Source organism: Bacteroides sp. AM16-13 (genome assembly GCF_003602705.1).
Taxonomy (GTDB): domain Bacteria; phylum Bacteroidota; class Bacteroidia; order Bacteroidales; family Bacteroidaceae; genus Bacteroides; species Bacteroides xylanisolvens.
Map to the genome: position 1 here is coordinate 1 of NZ_QTLK01000024.1, position 19,374 is coordinate 19,374.

The following is a 19,374-nucleotide window of genomic DNA, read 5'->3' on the forward strand; positions in this document are numbered from 1 at the left end:
GTCAACGGAGACAGCATGTACCCTATATTGAAATCGGGAGACATTATCGGATATAAGGAAATCAGCAGTTTCGATAATGTCATTTACGGGGAAATATACCTGGTGTCGTTTATGATTGACGGAGACGAGTATCTGGCAGTAAAATACGTAAACCGTTCGGAGAAAGAAGGTCATCTCAAACTGGTAAGTTACAACACACACCACGAACCGATGGATATTCCATTCGCGTCCATCAACGCAATGGCGATTGTGAAGTTCTCCATCAGGAGACACATGATGATGTAAGTTTCACCACCGAGGACGCAGAGGACACAGAGGAACACTGATTTTTTATATTAATCCTCAAAGCCTCCACAGGATGTGTTGTATAAGCGCAGTTACCACATACCGTACAGGCAGTCACAACTACAAGACAGCCACGACTATGAGAATAAGACCTCTGTGTCCTCTGCGTCCTCTGTGGTGAAATCAGATTTCTTCCCCTTTCAGCGTAGCCGAACTAGCCTCCGTGATACGCACATTGACGAAATCACCGACACGATGCGTACCTCTGTCGAACACCACTACACGGTTTTGTTCCGTACGGCCGAACAGTTGATCGCGCGAACGCTTGGAAACACCTTCCACAAGCACTTCATACGTCTTTCCGATGCAACGCTGGTTGGATTCGGCAGACAGACGGTTCTGTAAAGCGATAATCTCATTCAAGCGGCGGACTTTCACCTCTTCGGGCACATTATCTTCAAGATGTTTGGAAGCATACGTTCCCGGACGCTCGGAATATTTAAACATGAAAGCAGCATCGTACCCACACGCTTCCATCAGCGAAAGCGACATGGCATGATCTTCTTCCGTTTCAGAATGAAAACCGGAGAAAATATCGGTAGTCAGTCCGCAATCGGGGATGATGCGTTTGATAGCTGCCACCCGGTCCAGATACCATTCACGGGTATACTTACGATTCATCAGTTTCAGGATGCGGGAACTACCGCTCTGCACAGGCAGATGAATATGTTTACATACATTCGGCACTTGTGCAATCACCTCCAACGTTTCGTCACTCATATCCTTCGGATGGGAAGTCGTGAAACGAATACGTACCCCCGGAGCGGCTTCGGCCACTGTTCGGAGCAACATCGGGAAGGTAACCACTTCTCCTGTCGGTCTCTCAAAACGGTATGAGTTGACATTTTGCCCCAACAGGGTGACTTCTTTATAACCTTTTGCCACCAAGTCTGCCACTTCATTGAGGATGCTTTCCACGTCACGGCTACGCTCACGTCCGCGAGTATAGGGAACGATGCAATAAGTGCAGAAATTGTTACAACCACGCATGATGGACACAAAGCCGGAAATATGATTGCCACAGATACGCGACGGAATCACATCCCGATAAGTTTCGGTAGTAGAAAGCTCCACATTGATTGCTTTCTCGCCAGTCTCTACGGCAGCAATCAAATCGGGCAACGTCAGGTAAGCATCCGGACCGACTACCAGGTCGACATGATGATTCGTTATCAGATCATCCTTTACCCGTTCGGCCATACAACCCAGTACACCCACAATCAGGCGCTTTTTCTTTTTCTTCAGCGAGTGGAAAAACTCCAGGCGGTTCAGGATCTTCTGCTCCGCATTGTCGCGGATGGAGCAAGTGTTCATAAACACAGCGTCAGCCTCTTCCAGCGTTTCAGCTACGGAATAACCCGCCATTTGCATCACCGATGCAATCACCTCACTGTCGGCCACATTCATCTGGCAGCCGTATGTTTCGATAAACAACTTCTTGTTGTCATCAGTCATTTCAGTTGCGGATTTAAAGTCCGCTCCCGTTAATTCGTTCATACTCAAATCTTAGTTTAAAAATTCGGATGCAAAGATACGGCTTCACTTTCAATAAGTGGTTAATTGACACAGAAATAACGCAAAAATTGATGATTTGGCAAGCAAATTTGTAATTTATGTTAAGAGGATAAACATTTTCCATCCATATACTTGGCAAATTTAAATTTATTTTTCACATTTGTGCAATGAAAGAAACATTAGATTTTTTCATAGTTAAGGTTTAGGTTAAAAAAATTAAGGGGAGCTGTGAAGCTGCCCTTTTTTCATGCCCAAATGTTAGTTCAAACCAGATAAAATGCCTACCTTTGGCGGATAACTATTTAGATGTGAAGCACAATGGAAGATTTTTTGAAATTTCTCTTGATAGCAGGCGTCATTCTTGTGGGAATATTCAAAGAGGTGAATAAAAACAGCAAGGCAAAAAAGGCTAAAGCCAAGCACCCCGTTCCCCCAATGCCATCTCCGGTTGAAGTAAACCCCGATGCCGTTCCCATACCCGAAGCATGGGGCAGCCCCAAATCCCTGGACGAACTGCTCCGGCCGATTCCTCGCGAACAACCGGCTTCCAAACAATTTTCCAAACAGCAAACTTCGAAACAAAAAAAGAAAAAAGAAGAAGTATCCGTGGCTGCATCTCTTGCAAACAGCGCTGCACAAGATGAACGGAACAGCCGGCAAGGTGCTCATTACAACACTCCCCACGACTCACCCGACAATAAAGAAGATTTTACGATTCATTCGGCAGAAGAAGCTCGCCGAGCCATTATCTGGGGAGAAATACTTCAACGGAAATATTGAGGGAAATTGAAATTATAAAGACATATCAAGCACGGATTACGCTGTCGCTCTATGCAATCCAACTTTTCCGGAAACCATGAAACCCGTGTAACCCGCGCCTGATATCTTATCCGAAAAGCGAATAGAATTATTAACTTATTAAATATCAACTGTATTTTAACACGAAATTTACTATTTATGTCACTCAATCGTATTTCGGCAGCGGAAGCTGCAAGCCTGATTAAACATGGCTACAACATCGGCCTAAGCGGATTTACTCCCGCCGGAACGGCCAAGGCTGTAACAGCCGAACTCGCAAAAATTGCTGAAGCAGAACATGCGAAAGGAAACCCGTTTCAAGTAGGAATTTTCACAGGTGCATCGACAGGAGAGTCCTGCGACGGCGTACTGTCACGTGCCAAAGCCATCCGCTACCGCGCCCCTTATACTACCAACGCTGATTTCCGCAAAGCTGTGAACAACGGAGAGATTGCCTACAACGACATACACCTCTCACAAATGGCACAGGAAGTGCGCTACGGATTCATGGGCAAAGTGAACGTAGCCATCATCGAAGCCTGCGAAGTGACTCCCGACGGAAAAATTTATCTGACTGCCGCCGGTGGTATTTCCCCGACGATCTGCCGTCTGGCCGACCAGATCATCGTGGAGTTGAACAGCGCACACAGCAAATCCGGCATGGGTATGCACGACGTATACGAACCGCTCGATCCTCCTTACCGCCGCGAGATTCCTATCTATAAACCGAGTGACCGTATCGGGCTCCCTTACGTTCAGGTAGACCCGAAAAAGATTATTGGCGTAGTAGAAACCAACTGGCCGGACGAAGCCCGTTCTTTCGCCGCTGCCGATCCGTTGACCGACAAAATCGGACAGAATGTTGCCGACTTCCTCGCTGCCGACATGAAACGTGGTATCATCCCGTCTACTTTCTTACCCCTGCAATCGGGTGTAGGAAACATCGCCAACGCCGTACTCGGTGCATTGGGACGTGATAAAACGATTCCTCCATTCGAAATGTACACAGAGGTAATACAAAACTCCGTGATCGGACTGATTCGCGAAGGACGTATCAAATTTGGTAGCGCCTGCTCACTGACTGTAACAAACGACTGTCTGGAAGGCATTTACAACGATATGGATTTCTTCCGCGATAAATTGGTTCTTCGTCCGTCGGAAATCTCAAACAGCCCGGAAATAGTACGCCGTCTCGGTATCATTTCTATCAATACAGCCATCGAAGTCGACCTGTACGGCAACGTAAACTCTACCCATATCGGCGGAACAAAAATGATGAACGGTATCGGTGGTTCAGGAGACTTTACCCGCAACGCTTACATCTCTATCTTCACTTGCCCGTCTGTGGCTAAGGAAGGTAAGATCAGTGCAATCGTACCGATGGTATCCCACCACGACCACACGGAGCACGATGTCAATATCGTTATCACCGAGCAAGGTGTTGCCGATCTTCGTGGCAAGAGTCCGAAAGAACGTGCACAAGCCATCATCGAAAACTGTGCTCATCCTGACTACAAAGAGCTTCTTTGGGATTACCTCAAACTGGCCGGCAACCGCGCGCAGACTCCACACGCTATTCAGGCTGCACTTGGTATGCACGCAGAGTTGGCTAAAAGTGGCGATATGAAGAATACCAATTGGGCTGAATACGCCAAGTAATATAGAATATAGGATTTACAATATTCGATTCTAAACAAGTATAATTGTATTCTCTGGTAAACAAAATCCAACGATTTTTGCTTATTAGAGAATGCAATTATCTTTTTATAGAAAAATCAATAAGTTATAGAAGAATCAATAAGCCCTCCATGGAGAGTAGATACTTAGCCTTTGACAACATAGAAATCGGATTCAACAACGAAATTCCACTTGGGTTGTTTTGGGGTGTCAAAACACTTTTCTTTAGGAAAGTGCTTCTGTTGCACAGAGCTTTAGCAGGGGTAAGTCTTTCAATTTGAGTATTATGACACCATCTATTTCCCAATAATCACCTCACACACCTTATCCTGAAATGCCCGTGCCTTAGCCGCCGAAAGCACATTCTGGTTCATAATGGCAAATGCCACTTCATGTCCGTTTTTCATCTTCAGATAGCCCGCAAGCGCATTTATTGCCGTAAACGAGCCTGTTTTGGCATGAACATTCCGGAAGGCAGGAGTACCTTTCATCCGGAATTTCAATGTTCCGTCCACCCCGCCAACGGGAAGAGATTTATATAACATCTGAAACACCTCTGTTTGCGAGTACGCATATTTCAGAAAGTCCACCAGCAGGGCAGGAGAGAGGTAATTATAATTGGACAGTCCGCAACCGTCGGCAATCTTATAGTCTTTCGGGTCATGCCCCAGCCGACGGATCAATTTCATAATCTCGACAATACCATCTTCGGCAGCTACCTGCTTCTTTCCCGTAGCCTGCGCCCCTAAGCGACAGAGCAATGCTTCCGCATTGAGATTATCACTCTCTTTCATCAACTGGTTCAGCACTTTCTGCACGGGAGTATTCCAGCAAGCCATCCGTTCTACATTCACACTATCACGAGGCAATTCGGCAAAGCCATACGACTGGGGAGTCGTGATTCCTTTCCCACGAAGACGCTCCAGGAAAGTATGCATAAAAAAACGGGGAGAGTCATAGATGTTTACATCGTCCTTTCTGATCGAAGTGACATTTCCCGAAACAAGGAGATTGTTTCCATTCGTCAACCAGTCTCTCGTGAAAGAGAATTTCCCGGCAGAAGAGGTACGTGTTTTCGTCTGATTCGTCACTGTATAATAGGAAGATACAGGTTGACAGGAAACACTTGCTGTATCTCCCTGCACCGTAGAAGGAACGACAGAAACCTGCACAGTCCCCTTACAAAACATCAGTGGAGACAAATAGGGCTGATAGCCCGCAGGAGTATCGTCCCATGCCCATCCACTACCCCAATAAAGGGAGTCTTTCATCGAAACGTCACCATATACCTGTCCGTTAATCACCGAAAAAGGGAAAGTGATTACCTCTTCTATCAATGAATCCATCGACTGGCTGTTAAATTCAGGATCGAAGCCGCCTACCACATACAGGTTGCCTTGCAAAGTATCATGCTCTATCACGCCATCGTGCCATACTTCCGTGCGGAAAGGCTCGGCAGCTTCGGGGCGGGAGAGTGCGGTAATAGCCGTCAGCAGCTTCATGGTAGAGGCAGGACGGGAAAGTTTCTCCGCACGATAGTTATAAAGTGATTTCTTAGCCGTCAGATCGTAGACGGATATGCCGACCTCGGATGCTTCGGGGAGCATCTTCTTGATAAGCGAATCTATCCGAGAGAAATTTTGTTGTCCCCAAAGTGGCAACAAACAAACTGAAAGGGTGACCAACAAAAGACTTTTTTTCATACAATACAGTTTATGATATCAACAAATGTACAATGACACATCACCATACAAACTATTGCCAATAAGGCCGGAGTGATTATATATTTTCTCATCATATATTTGATTTTATCAGTAAGAAACCCGCATCAATGAACGATCGCAGATATCAGAATCCGTTTATAACACTTCCCGGAAAATCTCTCCTACCGTAGGATGCGGGAAAACAATCTTTTTCCATTGCGCTGCCGTCAATCCGAGTTCAATGGCAGTGCCCGCAAGAGTGATAATCTCCGAAGCCGGATTGCCCAACACATGGGCTCCAATCACCCGTTGCTGTTCATCCAACAATACTTTGCAGACTCCGTTGACGCCCTCATTCTCCGCCACAAAACGGCCGGAGTAAGCCATCGGAAGTTTGATAACCTGATAATTGATTCCTTTCGTTGAGGCCGACTCCTCCGTTTCACCCACTCCAGCAATCTCCGGATTGGTATAGACTACGCCCGGAATAGCCCGATAACTCATGGCATCTTCCTTTCCCAAGATGGAATGTACGGCAACTTCCGCTTCACGAACAGCCGTATGGGCGAGCAAAGAGAATCCTGTCAGGTCACCACAAACATACACGTCCGGCACAGAAGTCTGCATCTTTTCATTAACTCTGATAGCACCACGCTCCGTCTGCTCCAAATTCAGGTTTTCGAGCCCGAAACCTTTCGTCACCGGGCGACGGCCGACACTCATCAACAGCTTCTCTGCAATGACACTGCCGTTTCCCTCCGCGTTCTCATAAGAAACAACAGCCCCTTCTTCCGTTTGCGACAAGCCGACCACTTTCGTACTAAGCAGGAATTTAATACCTCGTTTTGTATATTCTGCACGGAGCAAAGCGGAAAGCTCCTTATCCATTCCACCCAGGATTTCGTCCATCATCTCAACCACCGTCACTTGTACTCCCAAACTATTGAAGAACGACGCAAACTCCATACCGATTACCCCGCCACCAACAATAGCCAGAGAAGCCGGCAATTCTTTACTGTCCAAAGCATCCCTGTGCGTCCAGTAGTTCACCGCGTCCACTCCCGGAATAGGGGGAATGAAAGTTTCCGAACCCGTACATAATATCAGATTCTCTCCTTCGTAAGTCTCTTCCCCGCAGCGAACCGTATTTTTATCAATGATCTGCGCTTCTCCTGATACAATTGTAACATTGTTGGCAGTCAGCTTCGCTTTCACTCCCAGCACCAGTTTACGCACTACCTTACTTTTACGCGCTATTATCTTAGGCAAATCGAAAGAGACTTCCGGGATATTGACTGCATACTTTGATGCATGTTTTGCACTGTCATAAGTCTTTGCCGAATACAACAATGTTTTCGTAGGAATACAACCTTCATTCAGACAGACGCCACCCAGACTATTCTTTTCGATAAGCAATACGCTCAAACCGCCTTTACCGGCAGTTTCGGCAGCCGTATATCCCGCAGGACCGCCACCAATGATAATTACTTGATATTTCATAGTATATAATCAGTTAATCTTTTCATTATTATCAAAACATGCTACGATTCATCTGCTTGAGAGTCTACAGGGTCTATTGCCTCCGTGGCCTTTATTTTCTTTGCGAACATTCTCTTTTCGAGTAGTTCTGCAAATTCCTGTTCCTTGACAGGCATCACCGAAACAAACTTCCCTTTTCCGTATTCTATCAGGATATAATCCGTCACCGAGAAGCGGCCGAATTTCATGGAATGGTATTTCCTGACTGCGGTAATTTCGGAAAGCGGGATGATCTTCTTGCGAATAAAACGACCACGTGAGACTTCCAGATCACCGTTTGTTGTCAATGTATAAGTAGTGTGTATAATTTGTTCGATCACTACAATCAGCATCAACATAAACAGTACCGCCACTAAGATATACTTACACCACAATGCGCCGACGGCATTCACAGTAAGCACCACCAACAGGAAATATTGGTACCAGGCGATGCGGGCATGAAAAATTCGATTCATTTTGTCAGATTTTTGCCTGCAAGGTAGCAATTTTATGAATTAGTGACAACGAAAAGTACAACGAAGTAACTTATTTTGTAGCTTTGCGGTGAGAAATAACAAGATTATGGTAAGAAAATTCGATTTCCTCGTTATCGGTTCCGGAATTGCCGGTATGAGTTTTGCGCTGAAAGTGGCGCACAAAGGTAAAGTTGCTCTTATCTGTAAAAGTGGGCTGGAAGAAGCCAATACGTACTTCGCCCAGGGAGGTGTAGCCTCCGTCACCAACCTTCTGGTGGATAATTTCGACAAGCACATTGAAGACACAATGATTGCCGGCGACTGGATCAGTAACCGTGCCGCAGTAGAAAAAGTAGTGCGCGAAGCTCCCGCACAAATTGAAGAACTGATTAAGTGGGGAGTGGACTTTGACAAGAACGAGAAAGGCGAATTTGACTTGCACCGCGAAGGCGGACACTCGGAGTTCCGTATTCTTCACCATAAAGACAATACGGGAGCAGAAATTCAGGACAGCCTGATTAAAGCCGTACAACGCCATCCGAATATCACGGTCATCGAAAACCAGTTTGCCATTGAAATCCTGACACAGCATCACCTGGGAGTGACTGTAACCCGCCAGACACCGGACATCAAATGTTATGGTGCTTATATCCTCGATCCGAAAACGGGAAAAGTAGATACCTATCTTGCTAAAGTGACGCTAATGGCTACCGGTGGAGTAGGGGCTGTTTATAAAACAACCACTAACCCGCTAGTCGCTACCGGAGACGGTATCGCCATGGTTTACCGTGCCAAAGGTACGGTGAAGGATATGGAGTTTGTACAATTCCACCCTACCGCCCTGTATCATCCGGGAGACCGCCCTTCTTTCCTGATAACGGAAGCAATGCGTGGTTACGGAGGTGTACTGCGTACAATGGACGGCAAAGAGTTCATGCAGAAATATGATCCCCGTCTTTCGCTCGCTCCCCGTGACATCGTGGCACGCGCCATCGACAACGAGATGAAGAACCGTGGAGACGACCATGTATACCTGGACGTCACCCACAAAGATCCCGAAGAAACAAAGAAACACTTCCCCAATATCTACGAGAAATGTCTTAGCCTGGGCATCGACATCACGAAAGATTACATCCCGGTAGCCCCGGCCGCCCATTATCTCTGCGGAGGTATCCTTGTCGACCTGGACGGACAATCTTCCATCGAACGTCTCTATGCCGTGGGAGAATGTTCCTGCACAGGATTGCATGGAGGCAATCGTCTGGCTTCCAACTCACTGATAGAAGCAGTCGTATATGCCGACGCTGCCGCCAAGCACAGTCTACAAGTGGTCGATCAATATTCTTATAATGAAGATATTCCCGAATGGAACGATGAAGGAACCCGTTCGCCGGAAGAAATGGTGCTCATTACGCAAAGTATGAAGGAAGTGAACCAGATTATGAGTACGTATGTAGGTATTGTCCGCAGCGACCTCCGTCTGAAACGTGCCTGGGACAGACTCGATATTATCTACGAAGAGACTGAAAGCCTGTTCAAACGTAGCGTAGCGTCCAGAGAAATCTGCGAATTGCGTAATATGGTGAATGTGGGTTATCTGATTATGCGCCAAGCAATGGAACGTAAGGAAAGCCGCGGATTACATTATACGATAGATTATCCGCACGTGAAGAAATGATTATGAAAACATTGATTCGGACCTTTATTCTTTTCTTCTGCATAACGGGACTAGCTTCCTGCTATGCAGGTATTCCACTGAAAAGTGGAAAATCGGAAAATAACCAGACTTATGAAGTCAGTTATCTGTTCGAGCACGACGGAGTGAAAGTGTACCGTTTTCTCGATTTGGGAAACTATGTGTATTTCACGACCCGGGGAGATGTAACCAGTATCAAGAATGATTCAACAAGAAAAAGGACAATTACTATTTATAAAGACAGTATACCAAACCGATAACGAAAAGAGGCTGTCTAATTAATCTCTTTTTAACGATTTCACCCCTATCAGCAGTTCAAACAATGACTCTGACAGGGGTGATTTCTTTTTTTCGGGGCATGTTAGACAGCCTCTTCCTTTATCTAAATCATTCGAGATTTATCTATCCATCCGTAGATTAATAGTTTTCCTTCTTCACCTCGAAATAAGCCTGTGGATGCAGACATGCCGGGCAAACTTCGGGAGCTTCCTTACCGATTTCAATGTAACCGCAGTTACGGCATTGCCATACCACTTCGCCTTCTTTAGCGAATACAGTCATATTTTCGATGTTATTCATGAAAGCCAGGTATCTTTCTTCGTGACCTTTTTCTGCGATGGAGATATTGCGGTACATAGCAGCAATCATTGGGAAACCTTCCTGTTCTGCCACGTCGGCAAAGTGAGGATAATCCAGTGACCATTCTTCATGTTCACCTGCTGCGGCAGCGCGAAGATTTTCAAGTGTATTACCAATTACACCGGCCGGATAGCTGGCAGTGATTTCTACCATACCGCCTTCGAGGAACTTAAACATACGTTTTGCATGTTCTTTTTCCTGATCGGCAGTTTCAGTGAAAATAGCTGCTATTTGTTCGTAGCCTTCTTTTTTAGCTGCACTTGCGAAATAAGTGTAACGCATTCTAGCCTGTGATTCTCCTGCGAATGAAGTCAACAGATTCTTCTCTGTTTGAGTTCCTTTAATACTCTTAGCCATAATTCTATATATATTTTAAATTGGTTGATTACCAAACGTAACTTGTCGTACTATTTATAACGCAAATATAAGCGATTTGTTCACAATAAACCACCTTTTCTTAATGAATAAAAACTATCACCTCATTGATGAAATCTATCAACAGACAAATAGTATGTTCAAAAACATACTTATTTCGATTATTTTATCTAATTTTGCAACCTCTAGTTTGCAAAAAAGTACAGAGTACACGTATAACAACATCTAAAAATGAAGCTATTTGAATTTAAACCCAAACTGGTTTCTTGTCTAAAGAATTATTCGAAAGAAACGTTTATGGCGGACCTGATGGCCGGCATCATCGTAGGTATCGTGGCGCTTCCACTGGCTATCGCTTTCGGTATCGCTTCGGGAGTTTCACCCGAAAAAGGTATTATCACCGCTATCATTGCGGGATTCATCATTTCCCTGTTGGGAGGCAGCAAAGTCCAGATCGGCGGCCCTACGGGAGCATTTATCGTCATTATCTATGGCATCATACAACAATACGGCGAGGCCGGACTGATTGTAGCCACGCTGATGGCGGGCGTACTCCTTGTATTATTAGGAGTGTTCAAGCTGGGAGCTGTCATCAAATTCATTCCTTACCCTATCATCGTCGGATTTACCAGCGGTATCGCCGTCACTATTTTCACGACCCAGATTGCCGATATTTTCGGTTTATCTTTCGGAGACGAAAAAGTGCCGGGAGACTTCGTCGGGAAGTGGCTGATTTATTTCCGACACTTCGACACGATCAACTGGTGGAATACCATCGTTAGTATTGTCAGCATTATTATTATCGCCATCACTCCGAAGTTCTCAAAGAAAATTCCCGGCTCGCTGATTGCCATCATCGTAGTGACGGCAGCTGTTTACCTGATGAAAACTTTCGGAGGAATCGACTGCATCCAGACAATCGGCGACCGCTTCACCATTAAATCGGAGTTGCCCGATGCCGTTGTGCCTGCGTTGGATTGGGAAGCTATCAGGGAACTGTTTCCGGTGGCTATCACCATTGCCGTATTGGGAGCTATCGAATCGCTGCTGTCTGCCACGGTAGCCGATGGTGTGATAGGCGACCGCCACGACTCCAATACAGAACTGATTGCACAGGGAGCAGCCAATATCATAGCTCCTCTGTTCGGAGGTATTCCTGCCACCGGAGCTATCGCCCGTACCATGACGAATATCAACAACGGAGGTAAGACACCGATAGCCGGAATCATTCACGCAATAGTATTACTGTTGATTCTGCTCTTCCTGATGCCACTCGCACAATATATCCCGATGGCATGCCTTGCCGGAGTACTGGTCATCGTATCTTACAACATGAGTGGATGGCGTGTATTCAGAGCTTTACTGAAGAATCCGAAATCGGACGTTACCGTACTGCTTATCACATTCTTCCTGACCGTTATCTTCGACCTGACCGTCGCTATCGAAGTAGGATTGGTGATTGCCTGCGTTCTCTTTATGAAACGTGTCATGGAGACTACTGAAATCTCGGTGATTACCGATGAGATTGACCCGAACAAAGAATCGGATATTACCGTACACGAAGAAAACCTGATGATTCCCAAAGGCATAGAGGTATACGAGATCAATGGCCCTTATTTCTTCGGTATCGCTACCAAGTTTGAAGAGACAATGACACAACTGGGAGACCGCCCGAAAGTACGTATCATCCGTATGCGCAAGGTTCCGTTTATCGACTCCACAGGTATTCATAACCTGACTGCTCTCTGCGAAATGTCGCAGAAGGAAAAGACTACCATTATTCTTTCGGGAGTCAACGAGAACGTGTATAATGTACTGGAAAAAGCCGGATTCTACGAACTGCTGGGAAAAGAGAATATCTGCCCGAATATCAATGTAGCATTGGATAGAGCAAAAAGTCTGGTAGAATAGCGCTGTTTATCAGCCACTTGCAAGCCATATATACCGTGCGTATTGGACATATAGATCCAATGTGTACGGCATATATGACCTGCGTGTTGGATCTATATACCCAACACGCAGCATCTATATTTCCTGCAAACAGGACATTATCATCATTTATTCTACCACGCTGACCTCTATTTGATACAACCTCACCTCTTTTATTTCAGAACCATGTTCTTGTTTTCCTTATAATCGAGCGCACGGTTCATAATCTTCAGTTCTCCGAAAGCCTTCCCCAAGGAAGTATTCACAATGACCGAAGACGGCTTAATCTCCGGATTCACTATTGCCGCATCATAAGCCGACTGTTCCAACTCACCATCCAGATAGATTTTCAACATTCCATTCTTCTCACGACATAAAGACACAATGCACTCTTTATTATTATTAACAGGTTGTCTGGAAACTACTTTCAACCCTTTTACCACGAATGTAAGCCGTCCTTCCGCATCCAAATCCACCGAAATATCTTTTCCCTGACGCAACAAGGAAACGGCATTCTTATCAGTTTTCAAACGGAAAGACACGTTGAAATCCCCGCCACCACTGATTCCCGTCAGAACAGGTATTTCCTGATTCTCAAAATAAAGGAAAGAGGTGCGTAATGCTTTTGTATTTCCCGCGTCATCTTTTACTCCCGAAATATTCAGACGATATTTATTATCCTTTTCCATTTCACGAGCCAATGCCAATGTCACAACACGCCTGTCCGCAGAAATCGAAGTAGCGGTAATCTCATTCCCCGAAACAGAGAATATTCCGTCTTTCAGCATTACAGGTTCATTAAACTCGACCGTTAGGGAAGTCGGAGAGGCCGTCTTAACTATCCGCAGGGCAGGGGGTTCCTTATCAGGCACGGTACTGAATTTCCAAATCCGCACCTCACCCGGCTGCAAACTTAGGGAGATTTGTTCGCCATAGCCGAACAAATGATCCTTTGTATCCTCTTTTTGTTCACCTGTCCGATACGTCCACACCGAGGTACGATACAAGCCTTTCAACCCTTCGGGCATTCCGATAATACGGTCGAGGGTGAAGTCAAACTCTTTCACCTCATCAGACGGGTTGCGGACAGAAATAATCCCCTCCTGTCCCGACCATGCCGAATAACCGTAAGGAGTTCCTTTTACAGGAGTCTGCCCTATCAGTTTGGCGTGTTTCAGGATTTCATAGTTATCATTAATCCAATGCAGTACATCGGCATTTATCACCCATTTCTGTCCCTCGTTCATCATATTATAACTATAATAAAGTTCCCAAAAAGCAGTGCCGCGGGTAGCCATCATCATCAGGTACGTACGGAATTCATCATCATTCATCTTTCCGGCAAGATTGGCGGTATTGCCATAAATCGGGTCGTGGTTATAAAGATGCGCCAAAGGGAACTGGAACGCACGTGTCTTCACAAAATCGAAATAGCGGTCGTCCCTGTAAGACAAGAGCTGGTCGAGTTGCGACAGGCGTTTTACATTCAGCCGTCCGATATCCTGCGAGTTCTGCATCCACACGGAGTTTCCCCATTGCAGGAACCACGGGCTGGGGTTGACATAACACGTCAGGTTAATCCATAAATCATTTCTTTTCTCCCCGCGCTGGTTGCGCATGGCTTGAAATATATCAATCCAGCGTTCCCAATGCTCGGTGACATAGTACATCCCCTGATAACCTCCGGAAATATAATTCCCCTGCGGGTCGGGTTGCGGCGGACGTGCAGAAAATCCGTCCAATTTCCAATAATTCACGTCAAACCGTTGCTGGCAGTCCAGAAAGAACGTCTTCAGTTTCTCGCAGTACACCTTATGATTGGTGCAAATATCACTTGAATTGCGGTTCAGCTTTCCATTCCCGTTTTCTTCCAGAAACCGGGCGAACTTGATAAAATAATTATAGCCGCCACGAGGCCCCAGCCACAATCCACAATCGGAAGAAAGGCGGTGCGACAAGTCAGAAGGCGTAAACAGTTCGTTCGGGAATTTACTGTTGAACGACCAGAATTTGGCCTTGTTCTCTTCCTGCCATGGACCGTAGGCATTCCAACCGTCATCCATCACATAAGAGTCAATCGGACGAACACCATTCTGCGTCAGTCCGCGTTCTACTTCACGGAAAGAGTTGAGGATATTGTTCTCATTGATGTTCAGCATAAAATCATACCATGAGTTGTACTGAATACGGAAGCCGACCGGGACAGCAATATCATGGATATAACTGAAAAAGTCCGTCTGAATAACATCCATATCCGTACTGCGGGTAGCACCGATTACTTCTTTCCAAGTGGTAAACGTACCACTTTCTCCAAGACGGCCTTCCGAAGCAAGCATTTCAAAGCTCTTTCCCGAATAATAACGGATACGCACCTTCTGACTGTCCTCAATCTCCGTCTCCGCAGCCGGAAATTCAAGGCCGAAGAACATCCCCTGTATATACACCGGCTGTCCCAAAGAAATGTAATATCCACTGATACCGCCCACTCCCTGCTCCATTACCGGATGCGTCCAAACGGCATATCCTTCGGGAAGATTCATCGGTTCGAAATCAATATAATCCAAACGCGCCAGGTGGCGTTGCGAATCGGGGACAGTTATTTCCAGATATTTCCTCATATAGTGCTTCCCTTTTTCCAGTTCAAGAACCATATCCACCTGCCAGTCCACCCCTTGGTGACGGAAATTCTTATAGTGGAAAATCAGCCGCTTACCGTCTTTCCCTTCTTCCGCAACCTGTATTTCCTGCAATGAAAGAGCGGAAGAATAAATATCCGAAGCCAGCGAATCCGCAGTTAACGTACGGATAACGAACTCTTCGGAAGCTACTTCGGGAAGAATACGGATTGCTTCACTGCCCGTACGTTTATTCTCAATCACCCGTGTACGGACTTTGCCATCCGCCAGTGAGAACTCACGGGAGAGGTATTCATTGCCAATCGTCACCGTACTTTCCGTACGGGCGATATAGACCTCTTTCTTATCAGCCGCCATCATGGAGACGGAATATCCCCCAAGCAACACCAAAAGAAAACATATTTGTTTAATCATCATATTCTTTTTATTTAAATCGTTATTTCATCAAACCTTTAAAAATAATCCGCGCTTATACATCGCCCCCAACAGGAAAAAGACAATCAGATAATTGGCGAAAGTAAGCCATACGGAATAATAGCCACCCAGATATTGTTCGAGCCCGTAGCTGACCGAAGCGGCAACGCAACGGAAATTCACGACTTCACCCAACAGATAAGCTATTATGGAATTCATGCCATACACTTTCAGCCAGTCCAATCCCCGGGTATGTCCCTTGTAATCAATCCAATAATAGAACAATGCCATCAATAGAAAACAATATCCGCCGGAAAGCAGCGTCATACTACCTGTCCAGATACGCTTGATAACAGGCATCTGCAAACTCCACAGCAATGCCAAACCTACAAGAGCAAGTCCGACAACCAGCAGCATCTGTACCACCTTTTTCCGGTTCGCCTTCCCCTCTTTCATTATCTTTCCGGCAAACGCTCCGAGCATGACAGTCACTCCGAATGTCAGGCTACTCCATATCCATGTATAGTTGTAGTATGGCGAGAAGCTCCAGGTTCCGTCCTCATTCCAAAATACCCCATCCCGAAATCGACCCAGGACGTACCTGTCCACTTGTTCCGCAAAGTTTCCTGCAGGTGTAAAATCACCCAGGAACGTCATCGGAATCCAATAGGCGAGAAGGAGCAACAATGTGATCCCTATCTGCCACTTGAACGGGAAGTGCAACTGAATAACCGCAGCAATAAAATAACCGACGGCAATAGACTGCAACGTATTGGAATACAAATAAAGATGCTGGCTATCAAGCCCCAACAAATTGCCCTGTACAATCATCCCGAAAATAAACAACAGGATAACCCGCTTTAAAATCCTGCGATATACAGGCCAATAACTTCCGGTAGTACCTATGTATTTCGACAATGAAAACGGCATGGAAGCTCCTGTCATAAAGAGAAAAAGCGGCATCACCAAATCCCAGAAACGGAATCCCTCCCAAACCTCATGGTCAAACTGGTAGAGTATGCCGTTAAGAAACGGCAGGTTCATCTGCCGCACCAACGCTGCAAATACAGGTTGAAAAAAGACCAAAAGAAATAAATCAAAACCTCGCAGAATGTCCAATGAAGCAAGACGGGTGGAATTGTTTTCCGGTAATTTGTTCTTCATACGTATAACTTTTATATTAACTTGATTATCGTCTTATCCAAATGTCGCTTTATCCATACACGCCTAGCTGACTTGTCTTATTCCAACATCACTTCGTCAAAAAAGATTCTCGATACCTGTCCCGACCGCACATGAGATGCAGGACAAACTCCCGGACCTTTGGCGCTCACACGTACATAACGCCCTTGTGTGCCTCCCAGTTTCAATGGCAGGTTTTCTATAAAATTCCCTTCGCGGAAAATCTCTTCAGGCGTGAAGCTTTGCATGGCGGCTTCGCGGAAGTTGGAGTTATCATCCGAGACTTCCACTTTCACGGATGCCGGCTTATGGATAGCCATTCCATTGTTCGTGATGCATCCCAATGTCAATGTGTTCAGCACTTCCGGCTTCAACAAGTCAATTGTGAAAGAGACAGAATCATTGTTCGTCCATGAGCACCATTCGAAATCCGAATATTTCAGGCTCCCGCGTATTCCATTCGTCAGGAGCTTTTCAGCCGGGTTGATTCCCAGTACGGGTTTGGCAGTGGCCAGATTCCACCGGACAGGAAGTATTAATGTCTTTCCCATCTGTCTACCCTGCGCAAAAGTAGCACTTTTCAGAGTAAGTGTCTCTTTTACAGGTACTTTTCTTTCGTAGAGCGGTGAGGTTGCCGTAGGTTCGCTGCCATCCGTCGTATAATGTATCTCCATGTCGGGGCGGATACATTCCAGTTCCACTTCAAGTATTCCGTCGTTTGGAGTTACCGTATGCTGGATATTGTACATCGAACGAGCATAAACGATGCCTTTAGCTGTCAGATGTTCATTATAGGCATCCAGCCCTTTCAGGAACGAAGTCCAGTCCTTGTGTGCGGGCTGTGTCCATGCCACTTCCGCCAGGGCGGCAAGACGGGGAAACACCAGATAATCCACATCTTCCGGTTTATTGCAAAACTCCGTCCACATGGATGCCTGTACGCCCATGAGCAAAGAAGCATATTCCGGTTTCCAGTCCGCTTGCACAGGTTCGTAATCGTAGATGTCTTTCAGCGTGTTATTTCCGAAATAGGTTTGGGGTTCGAACCATTGCGGGCCTTGATAACGAATCAGGTACATGATGCGCGCAGGGGTCATAATGAACTGATGTCCTTTTTCTGCGGCTTTCAAGGCGGCCGTGCCAAGTCCGCGCCAGCCTTGGATAATAGCGCCTTCCGGCAGGAAACTGCTGTTTGTCAGTTCGTCCCAGCCTATCACTTCGCGTCCTTTGCTGCGTACATAGTCGCTCATCCGTTTCATAAAGTAACCTTGCAGGTCTTCTTCGTTGGCAAGGTGCTCTTTCTTTATCCGTTCCTGGCAAAGCGGGCATTTCTTCCAGTATCCTTTCTGCGCCTCATCTCCTCCCAGATGAATATATCGCGAAGGGAAGATTGCCATCACTTCATCTAAAACATCTTGCAAGAATGTAAAGGCACTATCGTTTCCAGCACAATAAATCACTCCCGAATTACTTCCGCCCAAACCCGGAATTACTCCGATATAACTGTCTACTACGGGGCAGGCCAGTTGCGGATAGGCAGCCAGTGCAGCGTTGCTGTGAGCCGGCATATCTATTTCGGGGATAATTTCTATCTGGCGGTCGGCAGCATAGGAGATCATTTCTTTAATATCTTCCTGTGTATAAAATCCACCGATAGGAGTGGGCTCACCCGGTTCGGCGTTACGGCGGAAATAGAAGGGAACGTCCATGCGATTCACTCTCCATGCTCCCACTTCCGTCAGGCGGGGATATTTCTTGATTTCCAATCGCCAGCCGTTATCGTCCGTGAGATGGAAATGAAGGGTATTGATTTTGAGGATACCCATACTGTCGATAATACGCAACACGTTTTCCTTGGGAATAAAGAAACGAGCTGCATCCAGCATCAATGCCCGATAGCCGAAGCGCGGTTCATCCTGAATGGTTACTGCGGGAATACTCCATTGGATATTCTCAACCTGACGGTTGCCTTCGACAGCCGACGGCAACAGCAGGCGGATGGTCTGCAGTGCATAGAAGAAACCTTTTATATCGGATGCCTTTATCTGAATCTGTTTAGGAGTAACCGCCAACTGATAGGCTTCGCTTTTTAAAGAAGAGTCAGTCGTAAAACAGACATGACTCTTCTCACTGCTACCTATTGCCAACTGCGGGGTGATCCCCGAGCTTTTCTTCAATAAGTTCAGAAAGTTGCGGACGATGACAGCCTGCTCGTGGTTCTCTACCGAAAACAAGGTTCGGGCGGAGAAGGTGAAGTTACCCTCGCCCGGCACAACCTGCACCGGACGGGGGACTATTGAAATAGGGGGTGATGTCAAGTTGTCCGCGCATGCATCCGATATGGATGCAAACAGCATACAAATGATTAAGATGTATTTCGTCATGGTTTGATAGTCAGTTGGTTGTTAAAAAAATCGCAAGTACCTCTTCCGCCCCTTTTTATGGAAGCCTTACAAGGCACTTGCGAAATT

14 protein-coding genes are annotated in these 19,374 nt (G+C 46.1%); 6 read left to right on the forward strand and 8 right to left on the reverse strand.

Translation table 11 applies throughout. From position 1 onward, the window contains the following. Positions 1 to 285: helix-turn-helix transcriptional regulator (locus DW173_RS17950; protein WP_147402056.1), on the forward strand; the 285-nt coding region annotated here is incomplete at its 5' end. Between the two features lie 183 nt (positions 286 to 468). On the opposite strand, the gene miaB is transcribed toward DW173_RS17950, so the two are convergent. Next, positions 469 to 1,842, reverse strand: coding sequence for a tRNA (N6-isopentenyl adenosine(37)-C2)-methylthiotransferase MiaB (gene miaB / locus DW173_RS17955; RefSeq protein ID WP_074707025.1), 1,374 nt, complete (start codon positions 1,840 to 1,842; stop codon positions 469 to 471). Between the two features lie 336 nt (positions 1,843 to 2,178). Between miaB and DW173_RS17960 the strand changes: the two genes are divergently transcribed. Continuing rightward, positions 2,179 to 2,640, forward strand: coding sequence for a hypothetical protein (locus tag DW173_RS17960; protein ID WP_009040695.1), 462 nt, complete (start codon positions 2,179 to 2,181; stop codon positions 2,638 to 2,640). Between the two features lie 177 nt (positions 2,641 to 2,817). Next, the gene (locus tag DW173_RS17965) at positions 2,818 to 4,317 is read left to right on the forward strand and encodes an acetyl-CoA hydrolase/transferase family protein (protein ID WP_004312851.1); all 1,500 of its coding nucleotides are present in this window, start codon (positions 2,818 to 2,820) and stop codon (positions 4,315 to 4,317) included. Positions 4,318 to 4,631: 314 nt separating this feature from the next. Here the strand turns inward: DW173_RS17965 and dacB are convergent, their stop codons facing one another. From dacB to DW173_RS17980, 3 genes are all read right to left on the reverse strand, one after another. After that, positions 4,632 to 6,038 carry a D-alanyl-D-alanine carboxypeptidase/D-alanyl-D-alanine-endopeptidase gene (dacB, locus tag DW173_RS17970; RefSeq protein ID WP_120144913.1) on the reverse strand — a complete coding sequence of 469 codons (1,407 nt, stop codon included), beginning with the start codon at positions 6,036 to 6,038 and terminating at the stop codon, positions 4,632 to 4,634. Between the two features lie 156 nt (positions 6,039 to 6,194). Next, positions 6,195 to 7,538: a dihydrolipoyl dehydrogenase gene (gene lpdA, locus DW173_RS17975; RefSeq protein WP_120144914.1), complete on the reverse strand. Its 1,344-nt coding sequence runs from the start codon at positions 7,536 to 7,538 to the stop codon at positions 6,195 to 6,197. 41 nt (positions 7,539 to 7,579) lie between these two features. Next, a complete protein-coding gene (locus DW173_RS17980) occupies positions 7,580 to 8,032 on the reverse strand; it encodes a PH domain-containing protein (protein ID WP_087318029.1) in 453 nt (150 codons plus the stop codon). 106 nt (positions 8,033 to 8,138) lie between these two features. Between DW173_RS17980 and nadB the strand changes: the two genes are divergently transcribed. Together nadB and DW173_RS17990 are read left to right on the forward strand one after the other, a co-directional pair. Then, complete coding sequence (gene nadB, locus DW173_RS17985; protein ID WP_004298834.1) at positions 8,139 to 9,710, forward strand: L-aspartate oxidase; 1,572 nt, start codon at positions 8,139 to 8,141, stop codon at positions 9,708 to 9,710. A gap of 2 nt (positions 9,711 to 9,712) precedes the next feature. Then, positions 9,713 to 9,988 (forward strand): DUF4884 domain-containing protein, encoded by a 276-nt coding sequence (locus tag DW173_RS17990; RefSeq protein WP_004312856.1) that lies wholly within the window; start codon positions 9,713 to 9,715, stop codon positions 9,986 to 9,988. Between the two features lie 157 nt (positions 9,989 to 10,145). On the opposite strand, the gene rbr is transcribed toward DW173_RS17990, so the two are convergent. Beyond that, positions 10,146 to 10,724, reverse strand: a complete 579-nt coding sequence (rbr, locus tag DW173_RS17995) for a rubrerythrin (protein ID WP_074707036.1) — start codon at positions 10,722 to 10,724, stop codon at positions 10,146 to 10,148. 249 nt (positions 10,725 to 10,973) lie between these two features. Between rbr and DW173_RS18000 the strand changes: the two genes are divergently transcribed. Continuing rightward, positions 10,974 to 12,653 (forward strand): SulP family inorganic anion transporter, encoded by a 1,680-nt coding sequence (locus DW173_RS18000; protein WP_120144915.1) that lies wholly within the window; start codon positions 10,974 to 10,976, stop codon positions 12,651 to 12,653. Between the two features lie 191 nt (positions 12,654 to 12,844). Here DW173_RS18000 and DW173_RS18005 read toward each other — a convergent pair whose 3' ends face one another. The 3 genes from DW173_RS18005 to DW173_RS18015 form a co-directional block, all read right to left on the reverse strand. Further along, positions 12,845 to 15,724, reverse strand: a complete 2,880-nt coding sequence (locus tag DW173_RS18005; protein WP_233562209.1) for an Ig-like domain-containing protein — start codon at positions 15,722 to 15,724, stop codon at positions 12,845 to 12,847. Positions 15,725 to 15,751: 27 nt separating this feature from the next. Next, positions 15,752 to 16,885, reverse strand: coding sequence for an acyltransferase family protein (locus DW173_RS18010; RefSeq protein ID WP_120144916.1), 1,134 nt, complete (start codon positions 16,883 to 16,885; stop codon positions 15,752 to 15,754). Between the two features lie 77 nt (positions 16,886 to 16,962). Continuing rightward, complete coding sequence (locus tag DW173_RS18015) at positions 16,963 to 19,287, reverse strand: family 20 glycosylhydrolase (RefSeq protein ID WP_120144917.1); 2,325 nt, start codon at positions 19,285 to 19,287, stop codon at positions 16,963 to 16,965. Between the last annotated feature and the right edge of the window lie 87 nt (positions 19,288 to 19,374).